General features: G+C 66.9%; 21 protein-coding genes. 18 read left to right on the plus strand and 3 right to left on the minus strand.

What is annotated here, in order from left to right; translation table 11 throughout:
* Positions 1 to 52: 52 nt before the first annotated feature.
* The 15 genes from pyrH (at position 53) to ACMZ91_RS03370 (ending at position 18,537) form a co-directional block, all read left to right on the plus strand.
* Positions 53 to 781: a UMP kinase gene (gene pyrH / locus ACMZ91_RS03300; RefSeq protein ID WP_032127941.1), complete on the plus strand. Its 729-nt coding sequence runs from the start codon at positions 53 to 55 to the stop codon at positions 779 to 781.
* A 96-nt stretch (positions 782 to 877) separates the two neighbouring features.
* The gene (gene frr, locus ACMZ91_RS03305) at positions 878 to 1,432 is read left to right on the plus strand and encodes a ribosome recycling factor (protein WP_032127942.1); all 555 of its coding nucleotides are present in this window, start codon (positions 878 to 880) and stop codon (positions 1,430 to 1,432) included.
* Between the two features lie 5 nt (positions 1,433 to 1,437).
* Positions 1,438 to 2,205, plus strand: a complete 768-nt coding sequence (uppS, locus tag ACMZ91_RS03310) for a polyprenyl diphosphate synthase (RefSeq protein WP_032127943.1) — start codon at positions 1,438 to 1,440, stop codon at positions 2,203 to 2,205.
* Positions 2,202 to 3,038, plus strand: coding sequence for a phosphatidate cytidylyltransferase (locus tag ACMZ91_RS03315; protein ID WP_414577139.1), 837 nt, complete (start codon positions 2,202 to 2,204; stop codon positions 3,036 to 3,038). Before uppS ends, ACMZ91_RS03315 begins: the two co-directional genes overlap by 4 nt.
* A gap of 2 nt (positions 3,039 to 3,040) precedes the next feature.
* On the plus strand, positions 3,041 to 4,231 hold the full coding sequence (locus ACMZ91_RS03320) for a 1-deoxy-D-xylulose-5-phosphate reductoisomerase (protein ID WP_049463625.1): 1,191 nt from the start codon (positions 3,041 to 3,043) through the stop codon (positions 4,229 to 4,231).
* A 55-nt stretch (positions 4,232 to 4,286) separates the two neighbouring features.
* Positions 4,287 to 5,645: an RIP metalloprotease RseP gene (gene rseP, locus ACMZ91_RS03325; protein ID WP_032127946.1), complete on the plus strand. Its 1,359-nt coding sequence runs from the start codon at positions 4,287 to 4,289 to the stop codon at positions 5,643 to 5,645.
* Positions 5,646 to 5,719: 74 nt separating this feature from the next.
* On the plus strand, positions 5,720 to 8,083 hold the full coding sequence (gene bamA, locus ACMZ91_RS03330; protein ID WP_049463624.1) for an outer membrane protein assembly factor BamA: 2,364 nt from the start codon (positions 5,720 to 5,722) through the stop codon (positions 8,081 to 8,083).
* A 434-nt stretch (positions 8,084 to 8,517) separates the two neighbouring features.
* Positions 8,518 to 9,540, plus strand: a complete 1,023-nt coding sequence (gene lpxD / locus ACMZ91_RS03335) for a UDP-3-O-(3-hydroxymyristoyl)glucosamine N-acyltransferase (RefSeq protein ID WP_049455670.1) — start codon at positions 8,518 to 8,520, stop codon at positions 9,538 to 9,540.
* Positions 9,537 to 9,995 (plus strand): 3-hydroxyacyl-ACP dehydratase FabZ, encoded by a 459-nt coding sequence (gene fabZ, locus ACMZ91_RS03340; protein WP_032128326.1) that lies wholly within the window; start codon positions 9,537 to 9,539, stop codon positions 9,993 to 9,995. Before lpxD ends, fabZ begins: the two co-directional genes overlap by 4 nt.
* A 16-nt stretch (positions 9,996 to 10,011) precedes the next feature.
* Positions 10,012 to 10,803, plus strand: coding sequence for an acyl-ACP--UDP-N-acetylglucosamine O-acyltransferase (gene lpxA, locus ACMZ91_RS03345; RefSeq protein WP_032128327.1), 792 nt, complete (start codon positions 10,012 to 10,014; stop codon positions 10,801 to 10,803).
* 53 nt (positions 10,804 to 10,856) lie between these two features.
* The gene (gene lpxB, locus ACMZ91_RS03350; protein ID WP_414577158.1) at positions 10,857 to 12,059 is read left to right on the plus strand and encodes a lipid-A-disaccharide synthase; all 1,203 of its coding nucleotides are present in this window, start codon (positions 10,857 to 10,859) and stop codon (positions 12,057 to 12,059) included.
* The gene (gene rnhB / locus ACMZ91_RS03355; RefSeq protein WP_414577141.1) at positions 12,056 to 12,724 is read left to right on the plus strand and encodes a ribonuclease HII; all 669 of its coding nucleotides are present in this window, start codon (positions 12,056 to 12,058) and stop codon (positions 12,722 to 12,724) included. Before lpxB ends, rnhB begins: the two co-directional genes overlap by 4 nt.
* Before the next feature lie 218 nt (positions 12,725 to 12,942).
* Positions 12,943 to 16,530, plus strand: a complete 3,588-nt coding sequence (dnaE, locus tag ACMZ91_RS03360) for a DNA polymerase III subunit alpha (protein WP_414577142.1) — start codon at positions 12,943 to 12,945, stop codon at positions 16,528 to 16,530.
* A gap of 64 nt (positions 16,531 to 16,594) precedes the next feature.
* Positions 16,595 to 17,464, plus strand: coding sequence for a hypothetical protein (locus tag ACMZ91_RS03365; protein ID WP_414577143.1), 870 nt, complete (start codon positions 16,595 to 16,597; stop codon positions 17,462 to 17,464).
* A 113-nt stretch (positions 17,465 to 17,577) separates the two neighbouring features.
* The gene (locus tag ACMZ91_RS03370; RefSeq protein ID WP_032128332.1) at positions 17,578 to 18,537 is read left to right on the plus strand and encodes an acetyl-CoA carboxylase carboxyltransferase subunit alpha; all 960 of its coding nucleotides are present in this window, start codon (positions 17,578 to 17,580) and stop codon (positions 18,535 to 18,537) included.
* Between the two features lie 330 nt (positions 18,538 to 18,867).
* On the opposite strand, the gene ACMZ91_RS03375 is transcribed toward ACMZ91_RS03370, so the two are convergent.
* On the minus strand, positions 18,868 to 19,323 hold the full coding sequence (locus tag ACMZ91_RS03375) for a CopD family protein (RefSeq protein WP_032128333.1): 456 nt from the start codon (positions 19,321 to 19,323) through the stop codon (positions 18,868 to 18,870).
* Between the two features lie 149 nt (positions 19,324 to 19,472).
* Between ACMZ91_RS03375 and ACMZ91_RS03380 the strand changes: the two genes are divergently transcribed.
* Positions 19,473 to 20,063: a class I SAM-dependent DNA methyltransferase gene (locus ACMZ91_RS03380; protein WP_032128334.1), complete on the plus strand. Its 591-nt coding sequence runs from the start codon at positions 19,473 to 19,475 to the stop codon at positions 20,061 to 20,063.
* A 93-nt stretch (positions 20,064 to 20,156) separates the two neighbouring features.
* Positions 20,157 to 21,464, plus strand: a complete 1,308-nt coding sequence (locus ACMZ91_RS03385; RefSeq protein WP_049461547.1) for a polyhydroxyalkanoate depolymerase — start codon at positions 20,157 to 20,159, stop codon at positions 21,462 to 21,464.
* 199 nt (positions 21,465 to 21,663) lie between these two features.
* Here the strand turns inward: ACMZ91_RS03385 and ACMZ91_RS03390 are convergent, their stop codons facing one another.
* The gene (locus tag ACMZ91_RS03390; protein ID WP_049461548.1) at positions 21,664 to 22,653 is read right to left on the minus strand and encodes a sensor domain-containing protein; all 990 of its coding nucleotides are present in this window, start codon (positions 22,651 to 22,653) and stop codon (positions 21,664 to 21,666) included.
* On the minus strand, positions 22,650 to 23,015 hold the full coding sequence (locus ACMZ91_RS03395; RefSeq protein ID WP_032128337.1) for a PadR family transcriptional regulator: 366 nt from the start codon (positions 23,013 to 23,015) through the stop codon (positions 22,650 to 22,652). Before ACMZ91_RS03395 ends, ACMZ91_RS03390 begins: the two co-directional genes overlap by 4 nt.
* 136 nt (positions 23,016 to 23,151) lie before the next feature.
* Here ACMZ91_RS03395 and ACMZ91_RS03400 point away from each other — a divergent pair, with 136 nt between their 5' ends.
* Positions 23,152 to 24,054, plus strand: a complete 903-nt coding sequence (locus ACMZ91_RS03400) for a peptidylprolyl isomerase (protein ID WP_049461549.1) — start codon at positions 23,152 to 23,154, stop codon at positions 24,052 to 24,054.
* Positions 24,055 to 24,155 lie beyond the last annotated feature (101 nt).

Consider the following 24,155-nt stretch of genomic DNA (forward strand, 5'->3'; position numbering starts at 1 on the left):
AACGCCGCATGCGCGTAGAATCGCCCGCGATTTCCACGCACCCGAGGTCCCCATGTCCAAGCTCGCCTATCGTCGCATCCTTCTGAAACTGTCCGGGGAGGCGCTGATGGGAGATGAGGACTACGGCATCGACCCGAAGATCATCAATCGCCTGGCCCGTGAGGTCATCGAAGCCCAGCAGGCCGGTGCCGAAGTGGCGCTGGTGATCGGCGGCGGCAACATCTTCCGCGGCGCCGGCCTGGCCGCTGGCGGCATGGACCGGGTCACCGGCGACCAGATGGGCATGCTGGCCACGGTCATCAACGCCCTGGCCATGCAGGACGCCCTGGAAAAGCTGGGCGCCAAGGCCCGCGTGATGAGCGCGATCAAGATCAACGACGTGTGCGAGGACTACATCCGCCGCCGCGCCATCCGCCACCTGGAAAAGGGCCGCCTGGTGATTTTCGCCGCCGGCGTCGGCAGCCCGTTCTTCACTACCGACTCCGGCGCCGCGCTGCGTGCGATCGAGATCGGTGCCGACCTGCTGCTGAAGGCCACCAAGGTCGATGGCGTGTACGACAAGGACCCGAACAAGCACAGCGACGCGGTCCGTTTCGACAGCCTGAGCTACGACGAAGTGATCCGCCGCGGCCTGGAAGTGATGGATACCGCGGCCTTCGCACTGGCCCGCGACAGCGACCTGCCGATGCGCGTGTTCGACATGGGCCAGCCGGGCGAGCTGCTGAAGATCCTCAGCGGCGCGAACATCGGCACCCTGGTCCAGGGCCGCGACCCGGCCTGAGCCTGAGCGCCAGGCGAGCTCCGGGCCGATTCTGGCCCGGCAGCGTCCCGTATTCGCCTATAATCGACCGATTCCAGTTACACCCAGGACCGGGCGATGCTCAACGACATCAAGAACAACGCGCAGACGCGCATGGCCAAGAGCATCGACGCTCTGAAGCACACCCTCACCTCGATCCGCACCGGCCGCGCCACCCCGGCCCTGCTGGACCGCGTCACGGTCAGCGCCTATGGCAACGCCAGCACCCCGCTGAACCAGGTCGCATCGATCTCCAACGCCGACGCCCACTCGCTGCTGGTCACGCCGTTCGACAAGAGCATGATCAAGGAGATCGAAAAGGGTCTCTACAACGCCGAGTTCACCCCGAACACCCTGGGCACCGCGATCCGCATCAACATGCCGCCGCCGACCGAAGAGCGCCGCAAGGAGCTGGCCAAGCAGGTGCAGAAGGAAGGCGAAGGCGCCAAGATCGCGATCCGCAACATCCGTCAGGACGCGAACAAGGAAATCGCCAAGCTGGTCAAGGACAAGGCGATCAGCGAAGACGAGAAGAAGCGCGGTGAGGACGACATCCAGAAGTTGACCGACACCAACATCAAGGACGTCGACAAGGTCGTTGCCGACAAGGAAAAAGAACTGCTGTCGGTCTGAAGTCGATGCCTTCAGTCCCGCCTCCGTTGCCGGCCGCCCTGCCCCGCCACATTGCCATCATCATGGATGGCAATGGGCGCTGGGCACAGCAGCGCCGTCGTCCGCGCGTGATCGGCCACCGCGCCGGCGCGCGTGCGGTCAACCGCACCATCGAGCGCTGCCTTGAGCTGGGCATTCCGGCGCTGACCCTGTTCGCGTTTTCCAGCGAGAACTGGGGCCGGCCGCAGGAAGAAGTCGATGCGTTGATGAAGCTGTTCCTCGGCGCGCTCGACCGCGAAGTGGACGAGCTGCATCGGCGTGGCGTGCGCGTGCGCTTCATCGGCGAGCGCGAACGCTTCGGTGCCGGGCTGGTCAGCCGCATGCAGCTGGCCGAGCAGCGCACCGCAGACAACACCACCCTGACCCTGTCGATCGCCGCCAGCTACGGTGGCCGCCAGGACATCGCCCGTGCCGCGCGCGCGCTGGCCGCTGAAGTCGCCGCCGGCCGCCTGCTGCCCGAACAGATCGACGAATCGCTGCTGGGCAGCCAGGTCGCCCTGGCCGACCTGCCGCCACCGGACCTGTTCATCCGCACCGGTGGCGACACCCGCATCAGCAACTTCCTGCTGTGGCAGCTGGCGTACACCGAGCTGTGGTTCACCGAGGCGCTGTGGCCAGACTTCGATCCCGCCCTGCTGCAGCAGGCGCTGGACGCCTACGGCAGCCGTGAGCGTCGTTTCGGCCTGACCAGCGCCCAGATCGCCGCACTGGCCACCGAGACTTCCAGCCCATGACCAAGACCCGAGTCCTTGCCGCGCTGATCATGGCGCCGGTCGCCATTGCCGCGATCCTGCTGCTGCCGACCCAATGGCTGGCAGCGGCGGCCACTGCGGTGCTGCTGATCGGCCTGTGGGAGTGGCTGAAGCTGGCCGGCATCGAAGACACCCTGGCGCGCACCGTGCTGCTGGTACTGAACCTGCTGCTGATGGTGCTGCTGGTGTGGGCCGATGGCAGCACGCTGGTGCTGTTCCAGATCACCACATTGGCCGGTGTTGCCTGGTGGCTGGCGGCGCTGGTCTGGCTGCGCTTCTTCAATTTCGGCGCGCAGCCGTCGGCACCCTCGCGCATCGTGAAGATGCTGGCCGGTACGCTGGCCATCGTTCCGGCCTGGGCCGCGCTGGTGCTGATCCATGCCGGCGGCGATCCGCCGGGCCAGCAGGGCCACCTGTGGCTGCTGGCTGCGCTGGCACTGGTCTGGGCGGCCGATTCGGGCGCCTATTTCGCCGGCCGTCACTTCGGCAAGCACAAGCTGGCCCCGCGCATCAGCCCCAACAAGACCTGGGAAGGCCTGTTCGGCGGCCTGCTGGCCGGTGTCGCCGTGGCCGTCGGCCTGGGCTGGCTGGCCGGCATCGATACCGCACACCTGCCGGGCCTGCTGATCACTTCGGTGGTGGCGGTGTTCGCCTCGGTGCTGGGTGATCTGTTCGAAAGCCTGATCAAGCGCCACGCGGGCGCCAAGGACTCGGGCCACCTGATTCCGGGCCATGGTGGCGTACTCGACCGTGTCGACGGCGTTCTGGCTGCAGTGCCGGTGTTCGCACTCGGCAAGGAAATCTTCGGGTTCTGACCATGAATGCTGTCGCAGACCTGCGCCGGGTCGCCGTATTCGGCGCCACCGGCTCGATCGGTGCCTCCACGCTGGACGTGATCGCCCGCCACCCGCAGCGCTACCAGGCCACCGTGCTGGCCGCCGGTCGTCAGGTGCAGGCGTTGCTGGCACTGTGCCGCCAGCACCGGCCCGCGCACGCGGTGATCGCCGACGAATCGCTGTTCGCTGAGCTGCGCGATGGCCTGCGCGATGCCGGACTGGCCACCGAGGCGCATGCCGGCCATGCCGCGCTGGACCAGCTGGCCGCCAGCGATGCCTGCGACACCGTGGTCGCCGCCATCGTCGGTGCGGCCGGGCTGTCTTCCACCCTGGCCGCCGCCGCCGCGGGCAAGCGCATCCTGCTGGCCAACAAGGAATCGCTGGTGCTGGCCGGTGAGCTGCTGACCCGCACCGCAGAACGCGCCGGCGCCGAGATCATCCCGATCGACAGCGAACACAGCGCGATCTTCCAGTGCCTGCGCTCGCGCGATGCCAGCGTCGATGGCGCCGGCGTGCGCCGCATCCTGCTGACCGCCTCCGGCGGCCCGTTCCGTGGCCGCAGCCGCGCCGAACTGGCCCAGGTCACCCCGGCCCAGGCCGTTGCCCACCCGAAGTGGTCGATGGGGCCGAAGATCTCGGTCGATTCGGCGACGTTGATGAACAAGGGCCTGGAAGTGATCGAGGCCCACCACCTGTTCGGCATCCCCGGAGAGCACATCGAAGTGCTGGTGCACCCGCAGAGCCTGGTCCACTCGCTGGTCGAGTTCGTGGACGGCTCGACCCTGGCGCAGATGGGCCTGCCGGACATGCGCACCACACTGGCCGTTGGCCTGGGCTGGCCACAACGCATTGAATCGGGCGTATCCGGGCTGGATCTGCTGGCCCAGGGCCGGCTCGATTTCGAGGCCCCGGACACCGACGCCTTCCCCTGCCTGGCCCTGGCCTGGCAGGCGATGCAGGCCGGCGGCACCGCCCCGGCGGTGCTGAACGCTGCCAATGAAGAGGCGGTTTCAGCGTTTCTTCAGGGCCGGATCGGTTTCCTGACCATCCCGGAGCTGGTTGCTAACGCTCTTTCAACACTGCCGACCCAGCCAGCCGATACACTGGAGGTCCTGTTGTCCGCCGACCAGCGGGCACGCCAGCTGACCCTGAACGCCATCGACGCCGCCTGAACGACCGCCTCGCCCAGCATGACGACGCCGCCCCTGCCCGCCACTGTGAGCCTGCATGACTGACTTCATCGGATCGGTCTGGTGGATGATTGTCAGCCTCGGGCTGCTGGTCACGTTCCACGAGTTCGGGCATTACTGGGTCGGGCGCCTGTGCGGGGTCAAGATCCTGCGCTTCTCGGTCGGCTTCGGCCGGCCGCTGTGGTCGCGCCGGGACAGGCACGGCACCGAGTTCGCCATCGCCGCCATCCCGCTGGGTGGCTATGTGAAGTTCCTGGACGAGCGCGAGGTCGAAGTGCACCCGCACGAGCGCGGCCAGGCCTTCAACCACAAGACCGTCTGGCAGCGCATCGCCATCGTCGCCGCCGGACCGATCGCCAACCTGCTGCTGTGCATCCTGCTGCTGTGGGCGATGTTCGTGATCGGCAAGCAGGATTATTCGCCGACCATCGGCCGTGTCAGCGGCATCGCCGCCAGCGCCGGCCTGACCAGCGGCGACCGCGTGCTGCGCGTGGACGAGCGCCCGGTGGTCACCCTCGGCGAGGCCAGCATGGCGCTGACCGCCGCCGCGATGGACCGCCGCGACGTGAAGCTGGAAGTGCTGGACCCGGCCGACCAGGTGCGCGTGCGCAGCCTGCCGCTGTCGCAGCTGCCCCCCGGCTTCGATGAACGGCGCGTGCCGATCCTGGCTGGCCTGTACTGGCAGTCGTGGCTGCAACCGGCGCTGGTCGAGTCGCTCACCGCGGACTCCGTGGTGGCCGGGCAGCTGCAGCCGGGCGATCTGATCGTAGCGATCGACGGCCAGCGCATCGACGGCGCCGACCAGGTCATCGGCGAGATCCAGACGCTGGGCCGCGCCGGCGGCCCGGGCATGATCGAGGTCCTGCGGGGCGGCGAGCGCCTGGCGCTGGAAGTCACCCCGCGCCAGGGCAAGGATTCAAAGGGCGAGCCGATCTGGCAGATCGGCGTGCAGTTCCCGACCTCGTTCAGCCCTCCCTACGACACCCTGCTGCGCTATGGCCCGCTCGACGCGGTCACCGTGGCCGTGCGCGAAACCGGCCGCCTGGCGGCCGATTCGCTGGGCATGATGGGCCGCATCGTCACCGGCAAAGCCTCGCTGCAGAACGTTTCCGGGCCCGTCACCATCGCCCGGGTAGCCAACATCTCGGCCAAACGCGGCCTGGACTGGTTCCTGCAGTTCCTTGCCCTGCTGTCACTCAGCCTGTGCATCATCAACCTGTTGCCGATCCCGATCTTGGACGGCGGCCACCTGCTGTATTACCTTATCGAGTTGGTCAAGGGCAGCCCGCTGAGCGAGCGTGCCATCGCCGCCGGCCAGTACATCGGCCTGGCGTTGCTGGCCGGGCTGATGGGGTTGGCGTTCTACAACGACATCCTCGGCCTGGTCCCGCGATGAACTTTTCCACGTTGTTGCCGTCTACAGCGTCGGCATCCCGCACCAATGAAATCGACCTTCCTACCGGACGTGACATGACGCGACTCCCCAATCGCCGCCTGCTGGCCCTCGCCCTCGCCGCCGTCACCGGCGCTCCCGCCCTGGCCCAGGCAGCCGAGCCCTTCACTGTCAGCGACATCCGCGTGGATGGCCTGCAGCGCATCAGCTCGGGCACGGTATTCACCTACCTGCCGGTGGAGCGTGGCGAGACGGTCACCGACAACAAGGTCGGCGAGACCATCCGCGCCCTGTACAAGACCGGCTTCTTCGAAGACGTGCAGCTGGACCGCCAGGGCAGCATCCTGGTGGTGACCGTCAAGGAACGCCCGGCGATCAACAAGCTGACCGTGACCGGCAACAAGGACATCAAGTCCGAGCAGCTGCTCAAGGGCCTGTCCGACATCGGCCTGACCGAGGGCGGCACCTTCGATCGCCTGAGCCTGGACCGCGTGACCCAGGAACTGCGCCGCCAGTACAACGACCGCGGCAAGTACAACGTCGAGATCACCCCGACGGTGAGCCCGCTGGACCGCAACCGCGTGGACATCGCGATCGCCATCAAGGAAGGCAAGGCGGCCAAGATCCGTCACGTCAACCTGGTCGGCACCGAGAAGTTCGAGAGCAAGGACATCCTGGAGACCTGGGAGTCCAAGGAGCACAACTGGGCATCGTGGTACCGCCGTGACGACCAGTACTCCAAGGAAAAGCTGTCCGGCGACCTGGAAAAGCTCAATTCCTGGTACCTCGACCGCGGCTATGTCGACTTCAGCATTGATTCGACCCAGGTGTCGATCAGCCCCGACAAGCGCGACATGTTCCTCACCGCCGGCGTGACCGAAGGTGCGCAGTACAAGATCTCCGAGATCAAGGTCAGCGGCGACACGATCCTTCCGCAGGAGGACGTCGAGCGCATGGTGATCCAGAAGTCCGGCGACACGTTCTCGCGTGCGCTGCTGGAATTCAGCTCGGACACCATCACCAACTCGCTGTCCAACATCGGCTACGCGTTCGCCAAGGTGAACCCGATCCCGACCACCAACCGCCCCGAGCAGACCGTGGCGATCAACATGCAGGTCGTGCCCGGCCCGCGCGTATCGGTGCGTCGCATCCTGTTCCGTGGCAACACGCGTACGTCCGACGAAGTGATGCGTCGCGAAATGCGCCAGTTCGAGAACAGCTGGTACTCGCAGGCCGCGATCGACCGCTCCAAGATCCGCCTGCAGCGCCTGGGCTACTTCGAGTCGGTGGACGTTGAAACCCCGGCCGTGAGCGGCAGCAACGACCAGGTCGACGTCGTCTACAACGTCAAGGAAACCACGTCCGGCAGCTTCGTGTTCGGCCTGGGCTACTCGCAGTCCTACGGCATGACCACCTCGGTGCAGCTGTCGCAGAACAACTTCCTCGGCGGCGGCAACCGCGTGTCGGTCGAAGCCTCGCGCAGCAGCTACCTGCAGCGCTACGGCTTCAGCTACACCAACCCGTACTTCACCGATGACGGCGTGTCGCTGGGCTACAACCTGTCCTGGCGCGAACTGGACTACTCCGACTTCAACACCGCGCAGTACAACAGCACCAATGGTTCGGCGCAGGTGGTGTTCGGCGTGCCGATCACCGAGACCGATACCGTCTCGCTGATGTTCGGCATCGACAGCAACCAGATCACCACCTACCAGGGCTCGACCCCGCAGTCGATCATCGACTACATCAACGCCGTCGGTAGGCGCACGTTCCATGCCTGGCGCACCGAGCTGGGCTGGGCGCGTGACTCGCGCAACGACTACTTCATGCCGACCCGCGGTACCTACCAGCGCATCGGCCTGGAAACCACGCTGCCGGGTTCGACCATCGAGTACTACAAGCTGAACTACCAGATCAGCAAGTACTGGCCGATCATGCCGTCGCTGGTGATCAACACCCGTGCCGAAGTGGGCTACGGCGATGCCTATGGCAACGACTACACCCGCACGCTGACCAACCCGGACGGCACCACCCGTACGGTGACCGCCAGCGGCCTGCCGTTCTTCGAGAACTTCTACGCCGGCGGTACCAACTCGGTGCGCGGCTTCGAAGACAACACCCTCGGCCCGCGCGAAGTCACCAACGGCTACCCGGAAGGCCAGCCGCTGGGTGGTTCGCTGAAGACCGTCGGTTCGGTCGAAGCCTACTTCCCGCGCCTGTTCGACAGCCCGTCGGCACGCGTGTCCGCCTTCGTCGACTTCGGTAACGTCTACAACGGCACCAAGAACTTCAAGGCCAACGAACTGCGCGTGTCCACCGGTGTGGCCCTGCTGTGGCGCGCCCCGGTCGGCCCGATCTCGATCAGCTACGCCTTCCCGCTGAAGAAGGAAGACGATGACAAGATCGAACGTCTGCAATTCACGTTCGGTGGCCAGTTCTGAGGAACGTCGTTCCTCAGAACTGATCCACCTCCGGTGAATTGCCCGCGCATTTCACCTATCCCCCGCGCCGCTGGCGCGCCCCCCTTAACAGAAGGGGGGCTCTCCACCAGACGGGATGCGAAGCGCCGGGCTCTGCCCGGCGTTTTCGTTTGGCCTGGATGCCGGAAGCGCCCGCTCTGCTTTTGATCTTTTCTGTTTTTCCGTGGCTGGCACTCGCGCCACGCCCTCGGAGGTCGGACGGGGTGGGGCTGCGGGGGTGTGAGCCGCATGGATGCGGCGACCAAGGCTACATGGACGTACTTGCGCCGCCCCCCGCAGCCCCGCCCCGTCCGACCCAGCCCATGACACTGGCTCTGCCGGCCGCGAGGGGCCCTGCCGTTGGCTGCATGACCGCCCCGCATGACCGCAATGCCGTCACACGTTAAACTCCCGCCGTGAATACTCCCACCTACACCGCCCAGCAACTCGCCGAGCAGTTCGGCCTGCAGGTCCATGGCGACCCCGCCACCGCCATCCATGGCGTGGCCACCCTCGCCCATGCCGGTCCTGGCCAGCTGACCTTCCTCGCCAACCCGCGCTACCGCGCCCAGCTGGCCGACAGCCAGGCCTCGCTGGTGGTCCTGCGTGCCGACGACGCCGAGGCCGCCCCCGGCGCCGCGCTCGTGGCCAAGGACCCGTACACCACCTTCGCCAAGATCGCCGCGCTGTTCGACATCGCGCCGACGCGCCCGCCGGGCATCCACCCCAGCGCCGTCATCGATCCCAGCGCGCAGGTCGCCGCCAGCGCGCATATCGGCCCGTTCGTCTCCGTCGGCGCCCGCAGCGTGGTCGGCGAAAACTGCATCATCGGCACCGGCAGCGTGATCGGCGAAGACTGCAGCCTGGACAACGGCTGCGAGCTGATCGCGCGGGTCACCCTGGTCACCCGGGTCAAGCTCGGCAAGCGGGTTCGTGTGCACCCCGGTGCCGTGCTCGGCGCCGATGGCTTCGGCCTGGCCATGGACGCCGGCAAATGGATCAAGGTGCCGCAGCTCGGCGGCGTGCGCATCGGCGATGACTGCGAGATCGGCGCCAACACCTGCGTCGACCGCGGTGCGCTGGAAGACACCGTGCTGGACGAAGACGTGCGCCTGGACAACCTGGTGCAGATCGCGCACAACGTGCAGATCGGTGCGCACTCGGCCATCGCCGGCTGCACCGGCATCGCCGGCAGCGCCAGGATCGGCCGCTACTGCCTGCTCGGCGGCCACGTTGGCGTGGTCGGCCACCTCGAGATCTGCGACAAGGTCGTGATCACCGGCAAGTCGGTGGTCCGCAATTCCATCCATGAGCCGGGCGAGTACTCGTCCGGCACCCCGTTGACCGACAACCGCACGTGGCGCAAGAACGCCGCGCGCTTCAAGCAGCTGGACGCATTGGCTCGCCGCGTCCTGGCTGCTGGCAAGGAGAAAGAATGAACGACACGCTGCAGCTTCCGATCGACGTCTGCCAGATCCAGGAACTGCTCCCGCACCGCTACCCGTTCCTGCTGGTGGACCGGGTGCTTGAGCTCGACATCGACGCCAAGCGCATCCTTGCGCAGAAGAACGTCAGCATCAACGAGCCGTTCTTCCAGGGCCACTTCCCGGGCCGCCCGATCATGCCCGGCGTACTGATCATCGAAGCGCTGGCGCAGGCCGGTGGCGTGATGACCCAGCTCACGCTCGGCCGTGACTCGCAGTCCAAGCTGTTCTACATGGTCAAGGTGGAAAACGCCCGCTTCAACAAGCAGGTCGTTCCCGGCGACGTGCTGATGCTGGATGTGCAGATGAAGCGCCTGATCCGCAACATGGGCTGGTACTACGGCGAAGCCAAGGTCAACGGTGAAGTCGTTGCCTCGGCCGAAGTCATGTGCGCCGGCGCCAAGGGCTGATCCACTGGAGGCAGGAATGACTGACAACGCACCGCGGATCCACCCGACCGCCGTCATCGACCCGGCCGCGCGCCTGGCCGATGACGTCCAGGTGGGCGCGTTCACCCTGATCGGGGCCGATGTGGAAATCGGTGCCGGCACGGTGATCGGCCCCCACTGCAGCATCCACGGCCCGACGAAGATCGGCCGCGACAACCGCTTCATCGGCCACGCAGCCGTCGGTGGCGAACCGCAGGACAAGAAGTATGCAGGGGAGCGCACCGAGCTGGTGATCGGCGACCGCAATGTGTTCCGCGAGTTCGTCACGCTGAACCGTGGCACCGGCGGCGGCGGCGGCATCACCACCATCGGCGACGACAACTGGATGCTGGCCTACACGCACGTGGCGCATGACTGCCATGTCGGCAACTTCTGCGTGTTCTCCAACAACACCACCCTGGCCGGCCACGTGACCGTGGGTGACTACGTGATCATCAGCGGCTTCGCCGGGGCCCACCAGTTCTGCCGGATCGGCGCGCATGCCTTCCTCGGCATGGGCGCGCTGACCAATGGCGATGTTCCGCCGTTCACCATGGTCGGCACCGATTCGTTGGGCCGCCCGCGCGGCATCAACAGCGAAGGCCTGAAGCGCCGCGGCTTCGACGCCGAGCGCATTTCCGCCATCAAGCGTGCCTACCGCACGCTGTACGTGGCGGGCCTGCCACTGGCCGAAGCCAAGGTGCAGCTGACCGAACAGGCGCGCGACAGCGATGACGTGAAGGCCATGCTGGACTTCATCGAGCACGCCGAGAGGCCCTTGCTGCGATGAGCAGCACGACCGGCCAGGCGCCGGCCGGCGCCGCCGTGATTCCGCTGGCCTCGATGGCCGGCAGCGTCCCCGCGCAGCGGGTGCTCAGCGAGCGCCCGTTGCGGATCGCGCTGGTGGCCGGTGAGGCCTCCGGTGATCTGCTGGGTGCGGGACTGGTGCGCGAACTGAAGGCACGCTTTCCGAATGCCGAGTTCGCCGGCATCGGTGGCGATGCCATGCGCAGCGCCGGCTGCCTGACCTGGCACGATGCCAGCGAGCTGGCGGTGATGGGCCTGACCGAAGTACTGCGCCATCTGCCACGCCTGCTCAAACTGCGTTCCGCGTTCCGCCAGCGTGCGCTGGAATGGCAGCCGGACGTGTTCATCGGCATCGACGCGCCCGACTTCAACCTGGGCATCGAACGCTGGCTGAAGCAGCGCGGCGTGCGCACCGTGCATTACGTGAGCCCCTCGGTCTGGGCCTGGCGCGAGAAGCGCGCCGAGAAGATCGGCAGCAGCGCCGACCTGGTGCTGTGCCTGTTCCCGATGGAACCGCCCATCTATGCCAGGCACGGCATCGACGCGCGTTTCGTTGGCCATCCGATGGCCGATGACATCCCCCTGCAGGGCAACCGCGAGGAAGCGCGCGCCGCGCTTGGCCTGCCGACGTCGGCCAAGGTGCTGGCGGTGTTGCCAGGCAGCCGCCTGGGCGAAATCTCGCGCCTCGGTGAACCCTTCTTCGAAGCCGCCTGGCAGGTCTCCGAGCGCATCCCCGGCCTGCACGTGGTGGTGCCTGCCGCCAACCCCGCATGCAAGCGGCTGATCGAAGAGCAGCTGTCGCGCTCGGCGCTGCCGGTCGCGTACTCGCATGTGCTCGACGGCCAGGCGCGCAACGCCATGATCGCGGCCGACGTGGTGGTGCTGGCGTCCGGTACCGCGACCCTGGAGGCCATGCTGGTGAAGCGGCCGATGGTGGTCGGCTACCGTGTCAACGAGCTGACCTACCGTCTGGTCAAGGCATTCGGCCTGATCAAGGTCGACCGCTTCGCCCTGCCCAACATCCTGGCCGGCCAGGACCTGGCACCGGAGCTGATGCAGCATGACTGCACGCCGGACAAGCTGGCTGCGGCCATCCAGCAATGGTTCGACCACCCGCAGCGGGTGACCGACCTGCAGGACACCTATGCCCGCCTGCATGAGCGCCTGCGCCGCAATGCGTCGGCACGTGCCGCCGACGCCGTCGGCGAGCTGCTGATGCGCGACCAGGCCCAGGCATGAGCCGCCGCCATGCCGCAGCGGCCAGCCTGACCCTGTTCGATGGCGCGGCGGTGGTCGAGCCGGAGCGCCTGGTCGCCGGCGTCGACGAAGCCGGTCGTGGCCCGCTGGCCGGGCCGGTCGCGGTGGCGGCCGTGGTGTTCGACCCGGCACGGCCGCGCATCAACGGCCTGGACGATTCCAAGCAGCTGACCGCGGCGCGCCGCGAGCAGCTGCATGACCGCATCATCGAGCGCGCCCTGGCCTGGCATGTGGTGCTGGTGGACGTGGACACCATCGACCGTCTGAACATCTACCAGGCCACCCTGCAGGGCATGCGCGACGTGGTCGCAGCGGTCGCCCACGTGGCCGGCTTCGCGCGCATCGATGGCAACGTGGTGCCCAAGGGGCTGGTACTGCCGGCGCAGGCGCTGGTCGGCGGCGATGGCATCGACCGCGCGATCATGGCCGCCTCGATCCTGGCCAAGGTCTCGCGCGACCGCTACATGCAGGAGGTGCATGCCCGCCATCCGCAGTACGGCTTCGAGCAGCACAAGGGCTACGGCACCCCGGCCCACCTGGCCGCCCTGCGCGAGCACGGCCCCTGCGTGGAGCACCGGCGCAGCTTCGCCCCGGTGCGCGAGTGCCTGGAAACAGCGCCAGCCCCCACGATCACAGCCATCGCTTGAACAACGGCTGCCGGGTATCGTCCGGCGCTTTCACGGCAATGTGAACGCCTCCGCTGGCGCCGGGCCATGCCCGGCGACATTCGCGCAATCGGCGCACCGTCAAGTCCTTGTCGCTTCCCCCTGCCCTCGCTACCCTGACCGGGCACTCCAGCGCATCCCGACCCCGGCGACGATCTTCCGTCAGCACCCGGGGCCCGCGCGCTCCAACCTGGTCCGGCATGTCCAACTCCCGCTTCGTACATCTCCACGTCCACACCGAGTTCTCGCTGGCGGACTCGACCATCCGCGTGCCGGCCAAGCCCGACCAGGCGGACCCGAAGAAGGCCAAGCAGGCCAACCTGCTGTCGCGCTCGGTCGAGCTCGGCCTGCCCGCGCTGGCAGTGACCGACCTCAACAACCTGTTCGCCCTGGTCAAGTTCTACAAGGCCGCCGAAGGCGTGGGCATCAAGCCGATCGCCGGCGCCGATGTACTGATCGCCGAGGAAGGCCAGGACCCGTGGCGGATGACCCTGCTGTGCCGCGACCGTGAGGGCTACCTGAGCCTGTCGCGCCTGCTGACCCGCGCCTGGATGGAAGGCCATCGCCCGGAAGGCGGCGTGGCAATCCACCCGGACTGGCTGAAGGCCGGCAACGCCAACCTGTTCGCACTCGCTGGCCGGCAGAGCCTGGCCGGGCGCCTGGCGTTGGACGGCAAGCATGAACTGGCGGAGCAGCAGCTGGCCGACTGGCAACGCGTGTTCGGCGACGGCCTGCACCTGGAGCTGACCCGCACCGGCCGCGAGGGCGAAGAAACCTTCAACCAGTTCGCGCTGATGGCCGCCGGCCAGCGTGGCCTGCCGGTGGTGGCCAGCAACGACGTGCGCTTCCTGTCGCCGACGGATTTCAGCGCGCACGAAGCGCGCGTATGCATTTCCACCGGCCGCGTGCTGGACGATCCCAAGCGCCCGCGCGAGTACAGCGACCAGCAGTACCTGAAGTCGGCCGAGGAGATGTGTGCGCTGTTCGCCGACATCCCCGATGCGATCGACAACACGCTGGCGCTGGCCGAGCGCTGCAACATCGAGATGCGGCTGGGCACCTACTTCCTGCCCAACTACCCGGTGCCGGACGACGAGACCCTGGACACCTGGATCCAGAAGATGTCGCGCGATGGCCTGGAAGAGCGCCTGGAGAAGAATCCACTGGCGCCGGGCAAGACCCGCGAAGAGTATTTCGAGCGCCTGGAGTTCGAGCTCAACACCATCATCAAGATGGGCTTCCCGGGCTACTTCCTGATCGTGGCCGACTTCATCCAGTGGGGCAAGAACCAGGGCATTCCGATCGGCCCCGGCCGCGGTTCGGGTGCCGGTTCGCTGGTGGCCTGGGCGCTGAAGATCACCGATCTGGACCCGCTGCCGTACAACCTGCTGTTCGAGCGCTTCCTCAATCCGGAACGCGTGTCGATGCCCGACTTCGACATCGACTTCTGCATGGACCGCCGCGACGAGGTGATCGACTACGTCGCGCGCAAGTACGGGCGCGAGCGCGTCAGCCAGATCATCACCTACGGCACCATGGCCGCCAAGGCGGTGGTGCGCGACTCCGGCCGCGTGCTCGGTTTCCCGTACGGCCTGGTGGACGGTGTCTCCAAGCTGATCCCGAACATCCTCGGCATCCACCTGAAGGATGCGCTGGGCAAGGGCAAGGAGGGTCCCAGCTCGGAAATGGCCTCGGCCGAACTGATCCAGCGCTACGAGACCGAGGACGATGTCCGCGACCTGATCGACCTGGCGCTGCAGCTGGAAGACCTGACCCGCAACGCCGGCAAGCACGCCGGTGGCGTGGTGATCGGGCCCGAGCCGCTGAGCGAGTTCTGCCCGCTGTACGCCGAACACGACGAGAACGGACTCGGCAAGAACCCGGTCACCCAGTTCGACAAGAACGACGTGGAAGAAGTGGGCCTGGTGAAGTTCGACTTCCTCGGCCTGCGCACGCTGACCATCATCGACTGGGCGGTGAAGGCGATCAACAAGCGCCATGAGCGCGCCGGCATTCCGCCGGTGGACATCGCCGCGATCCCGCTGGACGACACGCCCACCTACAAGGACATCTTTGCCAACGGCAATACCGGCGCGGTGTTCCAGTTCGAATCCTCGGGCATGCGCCGCCTGCTGAAGGACGCGCGCCCCGACCGTTTCGAAGACCTGATCGCGCTGGTGTCGCTGTACCGCCCCGGCCCGATGGACCTGATTCCGTCCTTCAACGCGCGTAAGCACGGCCAGGAAGAAATCATCTATCCCGATCCGCGCACCGAAGCGATCCTGAAGGACACCTACGGCATCATGGTGTACCAGGAGCAGGTGATGCAGATGGCGCAAATCGTCGGCGGCTACTCGCTGGGCGGCGCCGACCTGCTGCGCCGCGCGATGGGCAAGAAGGTGCCGGCCGAAATGGCCAAGCACCGCGAGATCTTCCGCGAAGGCGCGGCCAAGGACGGCGTGGACGAGGCCAAGGCCGACGCGATCTTCGACCTGATGGAGAAGTTCGCCGGCTACGGCTTCAACAAGTCGCACGCCGCTGCCTACGCGCTGGTCAGCTACCAGACCGCATGGCTGAAGCGCCATTACCCGGCCGAGTTCATGGCGGCCACGCTGTCCTCGGACCTGGACAACACCGAGAAGGTGGTCGGCTTCCTCGACGAGGTGCGCAACCTCGGCCTGACCGTGCTGCCGCCGAAGGTGAACCACTCCGCCTTCATGTTCGAAGCCGTCACCCCGGACACCATCCAGTACGGGCTTGGCGCGATCAAGGGCGTCGGCCAGGGTGCCTGCGAGGCCGTCGTGGACGAACGCCTGAAGGGTGGCGACTACAAGGACCTGCTCGACTTCTGCACCCGCGTCGGCTCGGCCAAGCTCAACCGGCGCACGCTGGAAGCGATGATCAACTGCGGCGCACTGGACGAGCTCGGCCACAACCGCGCGTCCCTGATGCTGCAACTGCCGGAAGTGATCAAGGCCACCGACCAGATGGCGCGCGAACGTGCGTCCGGGCAGAACTCGCTGTTCGGCGGCCCCGACCCGAGCGCGACCACGATCCAGCTGGATCTGCCTGAAGCCGAGGAATGGCCGCTGCTGCAGCGCCTGAACGGCGAGCGCGACACGCTGGGCTTCTACCTCAGCGGCCACCCGTTCGATCCCTGGCGCGACGATGTGCGCGACCTGGTCGGCAACGACCTGGGCTCGGTGGAGAAGATCTGGAGCGCCAACAGTGGCGGCGGCGGCGGCGAGAAGCGCTGGCGCCCGGAAGTACAGACCGTGCTGGCCGGCCAGGTGGTCGGCGTGCGCCGCAAGGGCGAGAGCCAGATCTTCATCCAGCTCGAGGATGGCCGCGGCCGCGTCGAGTGCAGCGCATTCTCCGACGCGATGGCCGAGTTCGGCCACCTGATGACCAAGGACCGCATCCTGGTGGTCAAAGGTGGCCTGCGCGAGGACGAGTTCAACGGCGGCTTCGCGCTGCGCATCCGCCAGTGCTGGGACTTCGACGAAGTCTGCGCCAACTACGCCACCCGGCTCTCGCTGCGCCTGGACCTGCGCCAGCAGCGCCCGGTCTGGGAGCGCATCGACGCCCTGCTCGACCGCCATCGCCCCGGCCGCACGCCGCTGCGCCTGGACCTGCTGCTGAAGGGGCCGCACGGCGGCGTCGCCGGCATGCTCGATGTGTCCGGGCAGAGCGCGGTACGCATCGATTCCAAGCTGATGGAGGCGCTGCGCGCCGACCCGGCCGTGCGCACCCTGAAGGTGCGCTACAGCCCGCCGTGGGCCAGCTGAAGCTGGCTCCCTGGTTTTGCTGACCCCCCTGCTTTCCCGTTCCATGTATCAAGGACGATTGCCGATGAAGACCCTGCTGTTCCCGTTCGCCGCCGCGCTGGCCCTGGCCGCCTGTTCGCCCTCGAAGGTCGAGTTCCAGATCGACAACCCGACCGACACGCCGCTGGCACTGAGCATCGATGGCAAGGACCTGCCGGTAGCCGCACAGGGCTCGCGCCCGGTCTCGCTCGCTGTCGGCGAGCATCGCCTGCATACCGACAAGCTCGGTGATGTGCGCTTCATCGTCTACGTCGACGGTCGTGGCGGGCTGATCAACCCGACCCTGAGCGAGTACGTGGTCGCCCGCGAGATCTACGTCACCGACGAGAGCAAGCTGAAGAACTTCGGCACCGGCAAGGCCGGCATCGAGCTGGGCGGCGTCGACTTCGAAGGCCCGTTCGAAAAGAGCCACGAACTGTTCATCGACAAGACCTGGACCTACGGCGTGCGCGAGCCCTTCCCGAAGGAAAAGGTGGTGGCCCACGTCGACGCCAGCGGTGGCCAGATCGTGGCCAAGGTGTTCACTGCGCCGGACTTCATCGCTTACGTGGAAGAAGGCATGGGAGAGCCCGGTGCGTTCAAGCGCGAGCAGCCGGCCGGCTACGTGGCCCCGGCGTTCAGCCTGGAACCGGCCCCGGCCAGCCTGCCGGCGCTGGTGCCGGCCTTCGAGGCTCATGCCGCGCCGCTGCGTGAGGTCTATGCGCGCTGGCTGAAGGCCACCACCGCCGATGAACAGAAGGCCCTGCGCAAGCAGGACTTCGCCGCGCAGATGGCCTTCACCTCGGCCACCGCCACCCTGGGCAGCGGGCTGGGCCGGGAGGCCAACGAGGCCTACAACGACTTCGTTTCCCAGCGCAGCCAGCTGATGGGCCGCAGCGCCCTGGTGGTGCCCTGAGCTGACTGGCGCCCCCTGCCCGGCTGCGCTACCGTCGCCTTCCAGACGAAGGCGTACGGGTGGTTTGCACGCATTCGGCTAGAATTCCCCTCTTCTTTACACGACGGCTTCCGATGAATCCGAACTACCTCGACTTCGAGCAACCCATCGCCGACCTGGAAGCCAAGATCCAGGAACTGCGCAACGCCAGTGCCGGGCCGGCGGTCAATGTCGAGGCGGAAGTGCACGCGCTGCAGGACAAGCTGCGCATGCGCACCGCGCAGATCTTCCGCAACCTGACCTCGTGGCAGGTGCTGCAGCTGGCCCGTCATCCGTCGCGCCCGTACACCGCAGACTACCTCCGCGTCATGTTCGATGAGTTCCAGGAGCTGGCCGGCGACCGTGCCTTCGCCGACGACAAGGCGATCATGGGCGGCTTGGCACGCATCAACGGCCGTGCAGTGATGGTGATCGGCCACCAGAAGGGCCGTGACACCAAGGAAAAGATCAAGCGCAACTTCGGCATGCCCAAGCCGGAGGGCTACCGCAAGGCCCTGCGCCTGATGAAGATGGCCGAGCGCTTCGGCCTGCCGGTGCTGACCCTGATCGACACCGCCGGCGCCTGGCCGGGCATCGATGCCGAATCGCGCGGCCAGTCCGAAGCGATCGCACGCAACCTGATCGAGATGGCCGAACTGAAGGTGCCGATCATCTGCACCGTGATCGGTGAAGGTGGCTCCGGCGGCGCGCTGGCGCTGGGCGTGGGCGACCGCACCGTGATGCTGGAGTACTCGGTGTACTCGACCATCACCCCGGAAGGCTGCGCCTCGATCCTGTGGAAGGATGCCGGCAAGGCCAAGGATGCCGCCGAACAGCTGGGCCTGACCGCCCCGCGCCTGAAGAGCCTGGGCCTGGTCGACAAGGTCGTGCGCGAGCCGACCGGCGGCGCCCACCGCAACCCGACGCAGATGGCCAAGCGCCTGAAGGCGGTGCTGCTGAACGAGCTGGACGCGCTGGACAAGCTGTCCACCGAGCAGCTGCTGGAACAGCGCTACGCCCGCCTGCGCAGCTACGGCACGTACGAAGCGGCCTGATTCATCGGCTTGTTACTTTCTTGCTCGTGCAAGAAAGTAACCAAAGAACACGCCGCCGAACGCGAGCCGGTGCCTTGCACCGGTTCCCTGCGCTTCTCGGTGAATCAGGGGACGGCGCGCAGAAGTCAGCCGACTAGCAGTCGGCACTACAGGACATCAGCGCCTCTTCGCCCCTGTTTCACCTGCGATGCTCGGCTCGCTCATGGCGGACCTGAACATCAAAAGCCACAGCTGCCCCCAGTAGATCCACGCCATGCGTGGATGCCTATGCTTTGGCGAAGAATCACGCGCCCCCGTAGAGCCAAGCATGGCTCTACGGATAGCGGGATCTCAGAACGGCTTGGCCAGCACCAGCCACACGATCGGGATGAAGGCCAGCAACGGGATCTCGTTGATCCAGCGCAGCGCGCGCGACGACGGCAGCGCCCTGCCCTTGGCCACGCCCTTGAGCAGGCGCCCGATCCAGCTGAAGTACACCAGCAGCAGCACCACCAGCCCCAGCTTGGCATGCAGCCAACCGGCGCCGCCCGAGGCAACCATCGTCGGGAAATCCGGAATGACCTTGTAGCCCAGCCACAGCACCAGGCCCAGCAGGAACGCCAGACCGAACATCGAGTGGCCGAAACGGTACAGGCGCAGGCCCATCAGCTGCAGGCGCTCGGTCACCGCCGGCTGGCCTGCGGTCTCGGCCAGGTTCACCAGGATGCGCGGCAGGTAGAACACCGTCGCCATCCACGCCACCACGAACACGATGTGGAAGGTCTTGACCCAGTAATAGCTCTGCATGCGCTCGCTCCGGCGGCTGGCGTAGGTTGGCGGCCATTCTCGCATGCCGTGGCAAGGCCGCCGCAGGCACGCACGCCGCGACACATCGACGCATGGCACGCCGCAACGCCGTACGATAAGCGCCGTTTTCCCCGATCGTGCACCGCCCCATGGACAAGACCTACGACGCCGCCTACTTCCAACGCTGGTACCGCCGTGCCGACATCGGTGGCAGCGCCCGCCTGGCACGCAAGGTGGCATTGGCTGTGGCCAGCGCCGAGTACTACCTGGAGCGACCGATCCGCAGCGTGCTGGATATCGGCTGCGGCGAAGGCGCCTGGCGCGCGCCGCTGCTGAAGCTGCGTCCGAAGGTCGAATACCTCGGCTTCGACAGCAGCGAGTACGCTGTGCGCCGCTACGGCCGCACCCGCAACCTGCACCTGGCCCGCTTCGGTGATTTCGCCTGGCTGCGGCCCTGCGCCCCGGTCGACCTGCTGATCTGCTCGGACGTGATGCACTACGTGCCCGACCGTGAGCTGCGTGCCGGACTGGCCGGCGTGGCGGAGCTGACCGGCGGCGTGGCCTTCCTGGAGACCTTCGCCGCCGAGGACGCGTTCGAGGGCGACCACGAGGGTTTCCAGGCCCGCCCGGCGCGCTGGTACCGGCGGACGCTGGCCCGGCACGGTCTGCAGCCGGTAGGGTCGCATTGCTGGCTCGGTCCCGCCCTGGCAGGCGATGCGGCCGCGCTGGAACGGATGTGAATCCGGATTCATTATTTTCAGCCAACTTAACCTGCGGGACACCCGGATGGGATATGCTGCGCGGCAACATATGACCATACATATTCGGTCGTCATGCTCTATCAACTGCACGAACTGACCCGCAACCTGCTCGCCCCCTGGGTGCACCAGGCCCAGGCCAACGCCAGGTTCTTCGCCAACCAGGGCCACTGGTGGTCGCAGATGCCCGGCGCTGATCGCCTGGCGGCGGTCAATGAACTCTTCCATCGCATCGGCAAGGATTACGAGAAGCCCGAGTGGGGCATCAACGAAATCGACGTCGATGGCGAGCGCGTGCCGATCGTCGTGCACGAGGAAGTGAGCAAGCCGTTCTGCAAGCTGCTGCGCTTCAAGCGCCACAGCAATGAAGCCGACCAGCTGCACACCATGCTCAACCAGCCGTTCGTGCTGGTGGTGGCGCCGCTGTCCGGCCACCACGCCACGCTGCTGCGCGACACCGTGCGCACGCTGCTGCGCGACCACCGCGTGTATGTGACCGACTGGGTCGACGCGCGCATGGTGCCGGCCAGCGAAGGCGAGTTCGGCCTGGACGACTACATCGCCTACATCCAGGAGTTCATCCGCCACCTCGGCGTGGAGCGCCTGCACGTGGTCAGCGTGTGCCAGCCGACCGTGCCGGTGCTGGCTGCGGTTTCGCTGATGGCCAGCCGTGGCGAGCCGACGCCGCGCACGCTGGTGATGATGGGTGGCCCGATCGATGCACGCTGCAGCCCGACCGCAGTGAACAACCTGGCCACGCAGAACCCGCTGTCGTGGTTCGAGAACAACGTCATCCACACCGTGCCGGCCAGCTATCCCGGCGCCGGCCGTCGCGTGTACCCGGGCTTCCTGCAGCACGCCGGGTTCCTGTCGATGAACCCGAGCCGCCACTTCAGCTCACACTGGGATTTCTACACCGACCTGGTCAAGGGCGACCTGGAAGACGCCGACGCGCACCGTCGTTTCTACGACGAGTACAACGCGGTGCTGGACATGCCGGCCAAGTACTACCTGGATACCATCCGCGTGGTGTTCCAGGACTTCCTGCTGCCGCGTGGCGAGTGGGTGGTCAATGGCGAGAAGGTCGATCCGTCGGCGATCCGCGATACCGCGCTGCTGAGCATCGAGGGTGAGCTGGACGACATCGCCGGCCTCGGCCAGACCGAAGCCGCGCAGGCGCTGTGCACCGGCATCGACGCTGGCCGCCGTGAGCATTTCATCGTCGAAGGTGCCGGCCACTACGGCATCTTCAGCGGCCGTCGCTGGCGCGAAGTCGTGTACCCGAAGGTGCGCGACTTCTTCGCCGCGCATGCCGAAGCACCGGCGGCGAAGGTCACGAAGAAGAAGAGCAACGTCACCCCGTTGCGGCGAAAGGCGGGGTAACTCGCCCAGGGTGGGTGCCGACCTTGGTCGGTATGCCCTGGTAGATGCCAACCTTGGTTGGCGCTCTACCCTGAATCCCGGTATCTGAAGGATTGTGCCAACCAAGGTTGGCACCTACCAAAGCGAATTCCGCCAAGCGCCTCTGCACTGATGGATCGTGCCAACCAAGGTTGGCACCTACCGGAGCGTCCGCACCCGCTTACAGCCGCACGAGCAGGTTCTTGGCGATCAGCCCATGCAGCTTGCCGATGCCGCGTGCCAGATGCATCGTCAGCAGCAGCAGCAGCGCCCCCGCCGCGGCAACGGCGATTGCCACCAGCGGCGAGGCCGCCATCGGCAGTACGTTCACGTCGTTGATGTACACGCCGGGGATGTCGCCACTGAAGATCGCCGCGACCGGCGCCCAGATCAGGCTCAGCGACAGCGACAGCAACGTCACCGCGATGGTGAAGTAGATCACGCCCAGCGGCAGCATCAGCACGAAGTACAGCAGGGTCAGCCAGGTGCGGCCGTCGGTGAACATGTCGCCGATGCGCTGCAGCCACGTGCGGCTGCGGTCGGTGTACTGCGGACGACGTGGCATGCGCTCGCCCAGCAGCGCTTCCACCAGCCGCCCTTCCAGCAACGCCAGCCCGCGCACCGAGCCGAAGAACAGCACGGTCAGCGGGATGCCGATGATCAGGATCAGCAGGCCCAGCGACAGCGACAGGCCAGTCACCACCCAGGTGAAGAAGAAGGTGCCGGTGGCCAGCGACAGCAGCATGTAGAACAGCGCGCCGTAGGTATGTGGATCGGTCACCACACCGAAGAAGCGCGTCAGCAGCGAGCGCTGCACCGGCACCGGCGGCGGTGCGGCCGGCTCGACGCCACTGGCTTCCGCCGCAGCACGCAGCACCGGCGCGGTATCCGCACGTGGTGTGCGCAACGCGCGATTCACCGTCACTTCGGTCTCGCGGTAGATCTCGGCCACTTCGTCCGGCGCGCCATAGCTGCCGGCGACGTCAGCGATCACCTCGGCCTCGCTGCGGCCGGGCTGCGCGGCCAACTCCGAACGCAGGTACTCCTCGGCGTCGTACAGCGCGTCCTGCACCATCGCCGGGTCGGCGCCTTCCAGCGCCGCGCGCAGCTGCGCCAGGTACTGCGGGATGGTCGTGGGCAGGGCTCGGCCTGCCAGGCTCGGGTCGTTCATTGTGGTACCCCCTCCAACACGGAATCGACGGAATCGCGGGTGGCCTGCCAGGCCTGGCGCCATTGCGCCAACACCTCGCGGCCACGTTCATTGATGCGGTAGTAGCGCCGCGGCGGCCCGCTGCTGGACGGCTCCACATGGCTTTCCAGCAGGCCAGCGCCCTCCAGATTGCGCAGCACCGGGTACAGCGCGCTCTGCTTGCCGCTCAGCACGCCCTCGCCCACCCGCTCCAGCTCCTTGGCAATGAGGTAGCCGTACAGCGGCTCCCCGGCCCGGGCCAGCACCGCCAGCAGGGCCAGCGACACCGTTCCGGCGCTGAGTTCCTTCTGGAACTTCTTCAGCTGGACATCGTCCTCGGACATGACCGGCCCTCCACTACGTTGAAGTCCACAGTAGTGCGAAGTTCGGTATAGCGAATGTGTCGTTAGTCACTCTGCCGGTTGGCGTGGCCGGGCCGCTCACGCAGAATCGAAGCCTCGTTCATGTTCCGGGGTTCCCATGCCGCACCGCCGTCGCCTTGCCCTGACCGCCCTCGCCCTGTCCTGCCTGCTGCCCGTCCTGGCCGGCGCGGCCACGCCCTACCGCAGCCCGCAGCAGATTCTTGATGCTTCGGCGGCCAGCGACTGGCGCACCCCGGACCCGGCCAACCTGCTGTACATGGACCTGCCGGCCGGGCGGGTGATCATCGAGCTGGCGCCGCAGTTCGCCCCGCGCCATGTCGCCAACATCCAGACCTTCGCCCGCGAGCACTTCTGGGACGGCACCAGCATCTACCGCTCGCAGGACAACTTCGTGGTGCAGTTCGGCGATGCCGATGCCGATGACGCCGCCAAGGCCAAGCCGTTCGGCAGCGCCGCGCGCAAGCTGCCGGCCGAATTCGAACGCGCCAGCGCCGGCCTGAAGGTCAGCGTGCTGCCGGATCGCGATGGCTGGGCCGCGCAGACCGGTTTCGTCGACGGCTTCCCGGTCGGCCAAGACCCGCAGGCCGGCAAGGCCTGGCTGGCGCACTGCTACGGCATGCTGGGCGCCGGCCGCAGCAACGAGGAAGACAGCAGCATCGGCGCCGAACTCTATGTGGTGACCGGCCAGTCGCCGCGCCAGCTGGACCGCAACATCACCCTGGTCGGTCGCGTGTTGAAGGGCATGGAACTGCTCAGTGCAACCCCGCGCGGCCCGGCGCCGATGGGTTTCTATGCCGACCCGAAGCTGCGCACGCCGATCGTGTCTATCCGCCGTGCCAGCGATGTGCCGGTGGCCGAGCGCACGCCGATCCAGGTACTGCGTACTGATTCAAAGACGTTCGCCGATACGGTCGAAGCGCGACGCAATCGTGTGGACGATTTCTACAAGCGCCCGGCGGGGCATATCGACCTGTGCAATATTCCGGTGCCGGTGAAGTAACGCCGTCGCGGGTTCTGCGCGTGGCGCGTGCTGAAGGTGCTTCATCGTTCATGGGCGTCACTTTTCTTTTCGCGCGAAAAGAAAAGTAACCAAAAGAAACG

The sequence above is a fragment of the Stenotrophomonas sp. FR024 genome, from assembly GCF_047500745.2.
Classification (GTDB): Bacteria; Pseudomonadota; Gammaproteobacteria; order Xanthomonadales; family Xanthomonadaceae; genus Stenotrophomonas; species Stenotrophomonas maltophilia_A.

What these genes read in the sequence shown, in the direction of transcription:
- rnhB (WP_414577141.1), top strand. Translation starts at nt 12,056, where the DNA reads ATGAGCCGCCGCCATGCCGCAGCGGCCAGCCTGACCCTGTTCGATGGC.
- bamA (WP_049463624.1), top strand. Translation starts at nt 5,720, where the DNA reads ATGACGCGACTCCCCAATCGCCGCCTGCTGGCCCTCGCCCTCGCCGCC.
- ACMZ91_RS03320 (WP_049463625.1), top strand. Translation starts at nt 3,041, where the DNA reads ATGAATGCTGTCGCAGACCTGCGCCGGGTCGCCGTATTCGGCGCCACC.
- ACMZ91_RS03365 (WP_414577143.1), top strand. Translation starts at nt 16,595, where the DNA reads ATGAAGACCCTGCTGTTCCCGTTCGCCGCCGCGCTGGCCCTGGCCGCC.
- ACMZ91_RS03390 (WP_049461548.1), bottom strand. Translation starts at nt 22,653, where the DNA reads ATGAACGACCCGAGCCTGGCAGGCCGAGCCCTGCCCACGACCATCCCG.
- lpxA (WP_032128327.1), top strand. Translation starts at nt 10,012, where the DNA reads ATGACTGACAACGCACCGCGGATCCACCCGACCGCCGTCATCGACCCG.
- fabZ (WP_032128326.1), top strand. Translation starts at nt 9,537, where the DNA reads ATGAACGACACGCTGCAGCTTCCGATCGACGTCTGCCAGATCCAGGAA.
- ACMZ91_RS03370 (WP_032128332.1), top strand. Translation starts at nt 17,578, where the DNA reads ATGAATCCGAACTACCTCGACTTCGAGCAACCCATCGCCGACCTGGAA.
- ACMZ91_RS03375 (WP_032128333.1), bottom strand. Translation starts at nt 19,323, where the DNA reads ATGCAGAGCTATTACTGGGTCAAGACCTTCCACATCGTGTTCGTGGTG.
- ACMZ91_RS03395 (WP_032128337.1), bottom strand. Translation starts at nt 23,015, where the DNA reads ATGTCCGAGGACGATGTCCAGCTGAAGAAGTTCCAGAAGGAACTCAGC.
- ACMZ91_RS03385 (WP_049461547.1), top strand. Translation starts at nt 20,157, where the DNA reads ATGCTCTATCAACTGCACGAACTGACCCGCAACCTGCTCGCCCCCTGG.
- lpxB (WP_414577158.1), top strand. Translation starts at nt 10,857, where the DNA reads ATGGCCGGCAGCGTCCCCGCGCAGCGGGTGCTCAGCGAGCGCCCGTTG.
- frr (WP_032127942.1), top strand. Translation starts at nt 878, where the DNA reads ATGCTCAACGACATCAAGAACAACGCGCAGACGCGCATGGCCAAGAGC.
- ACMZ91_RS03400 (WP_049461549.1), top strand. Translation starts at nt 23,152, where the DNA reads ATGCCGCACCGCCGTCGCCTTGCCCTGACCGCCCTCGCCCTGTCCTGC.
- uppS (WP_032127943.1), top strand. Translation starts at nt 1,438, where the DNA reads ATGCCTTCAGTCCCGCCTCCGTTGCCGGCCGCCCTGCCCCGCCACATT.
- ACMZ91_RS03315 (WP_414577139.1), top strand. Translation starts at nt 2,202, where the DNA reads ATGACCAAGACCCGAGTCCTTGCCGCGCTGATCATGGCGCCGGTCGCC.
- pyrH (WP_032127941.1), top strand. Translation starts at nt 53, where the DNA reads ATGTCCAAGCTCGCCTATCGTCGCATCCTTCTGAAACTGTCCGGGGAG.
- ACMZ91_RS03380 (WP_032128334.1), top strand. Translation starts at nt 19,473, where the DNA reads ATGGACAAGACCTACGACGCCGCCTACTTCCAACGCTGGTACCGCCGT.
- rseP (WP_032127946.1), top strand. Translation starts at nt 4,287, where the DNA reads ATGACTGACTTCATCGGATCGGTCTGGTGGATGATTGTCAGCCTCGGG.
- dnaE (WP_414577142.1), top strand. Translation starts at nt 12,943, where the DNA reads ATGTCCAACTCCCGCTTCGTACATCTCCACGTCCACACCGAGTTCTCG.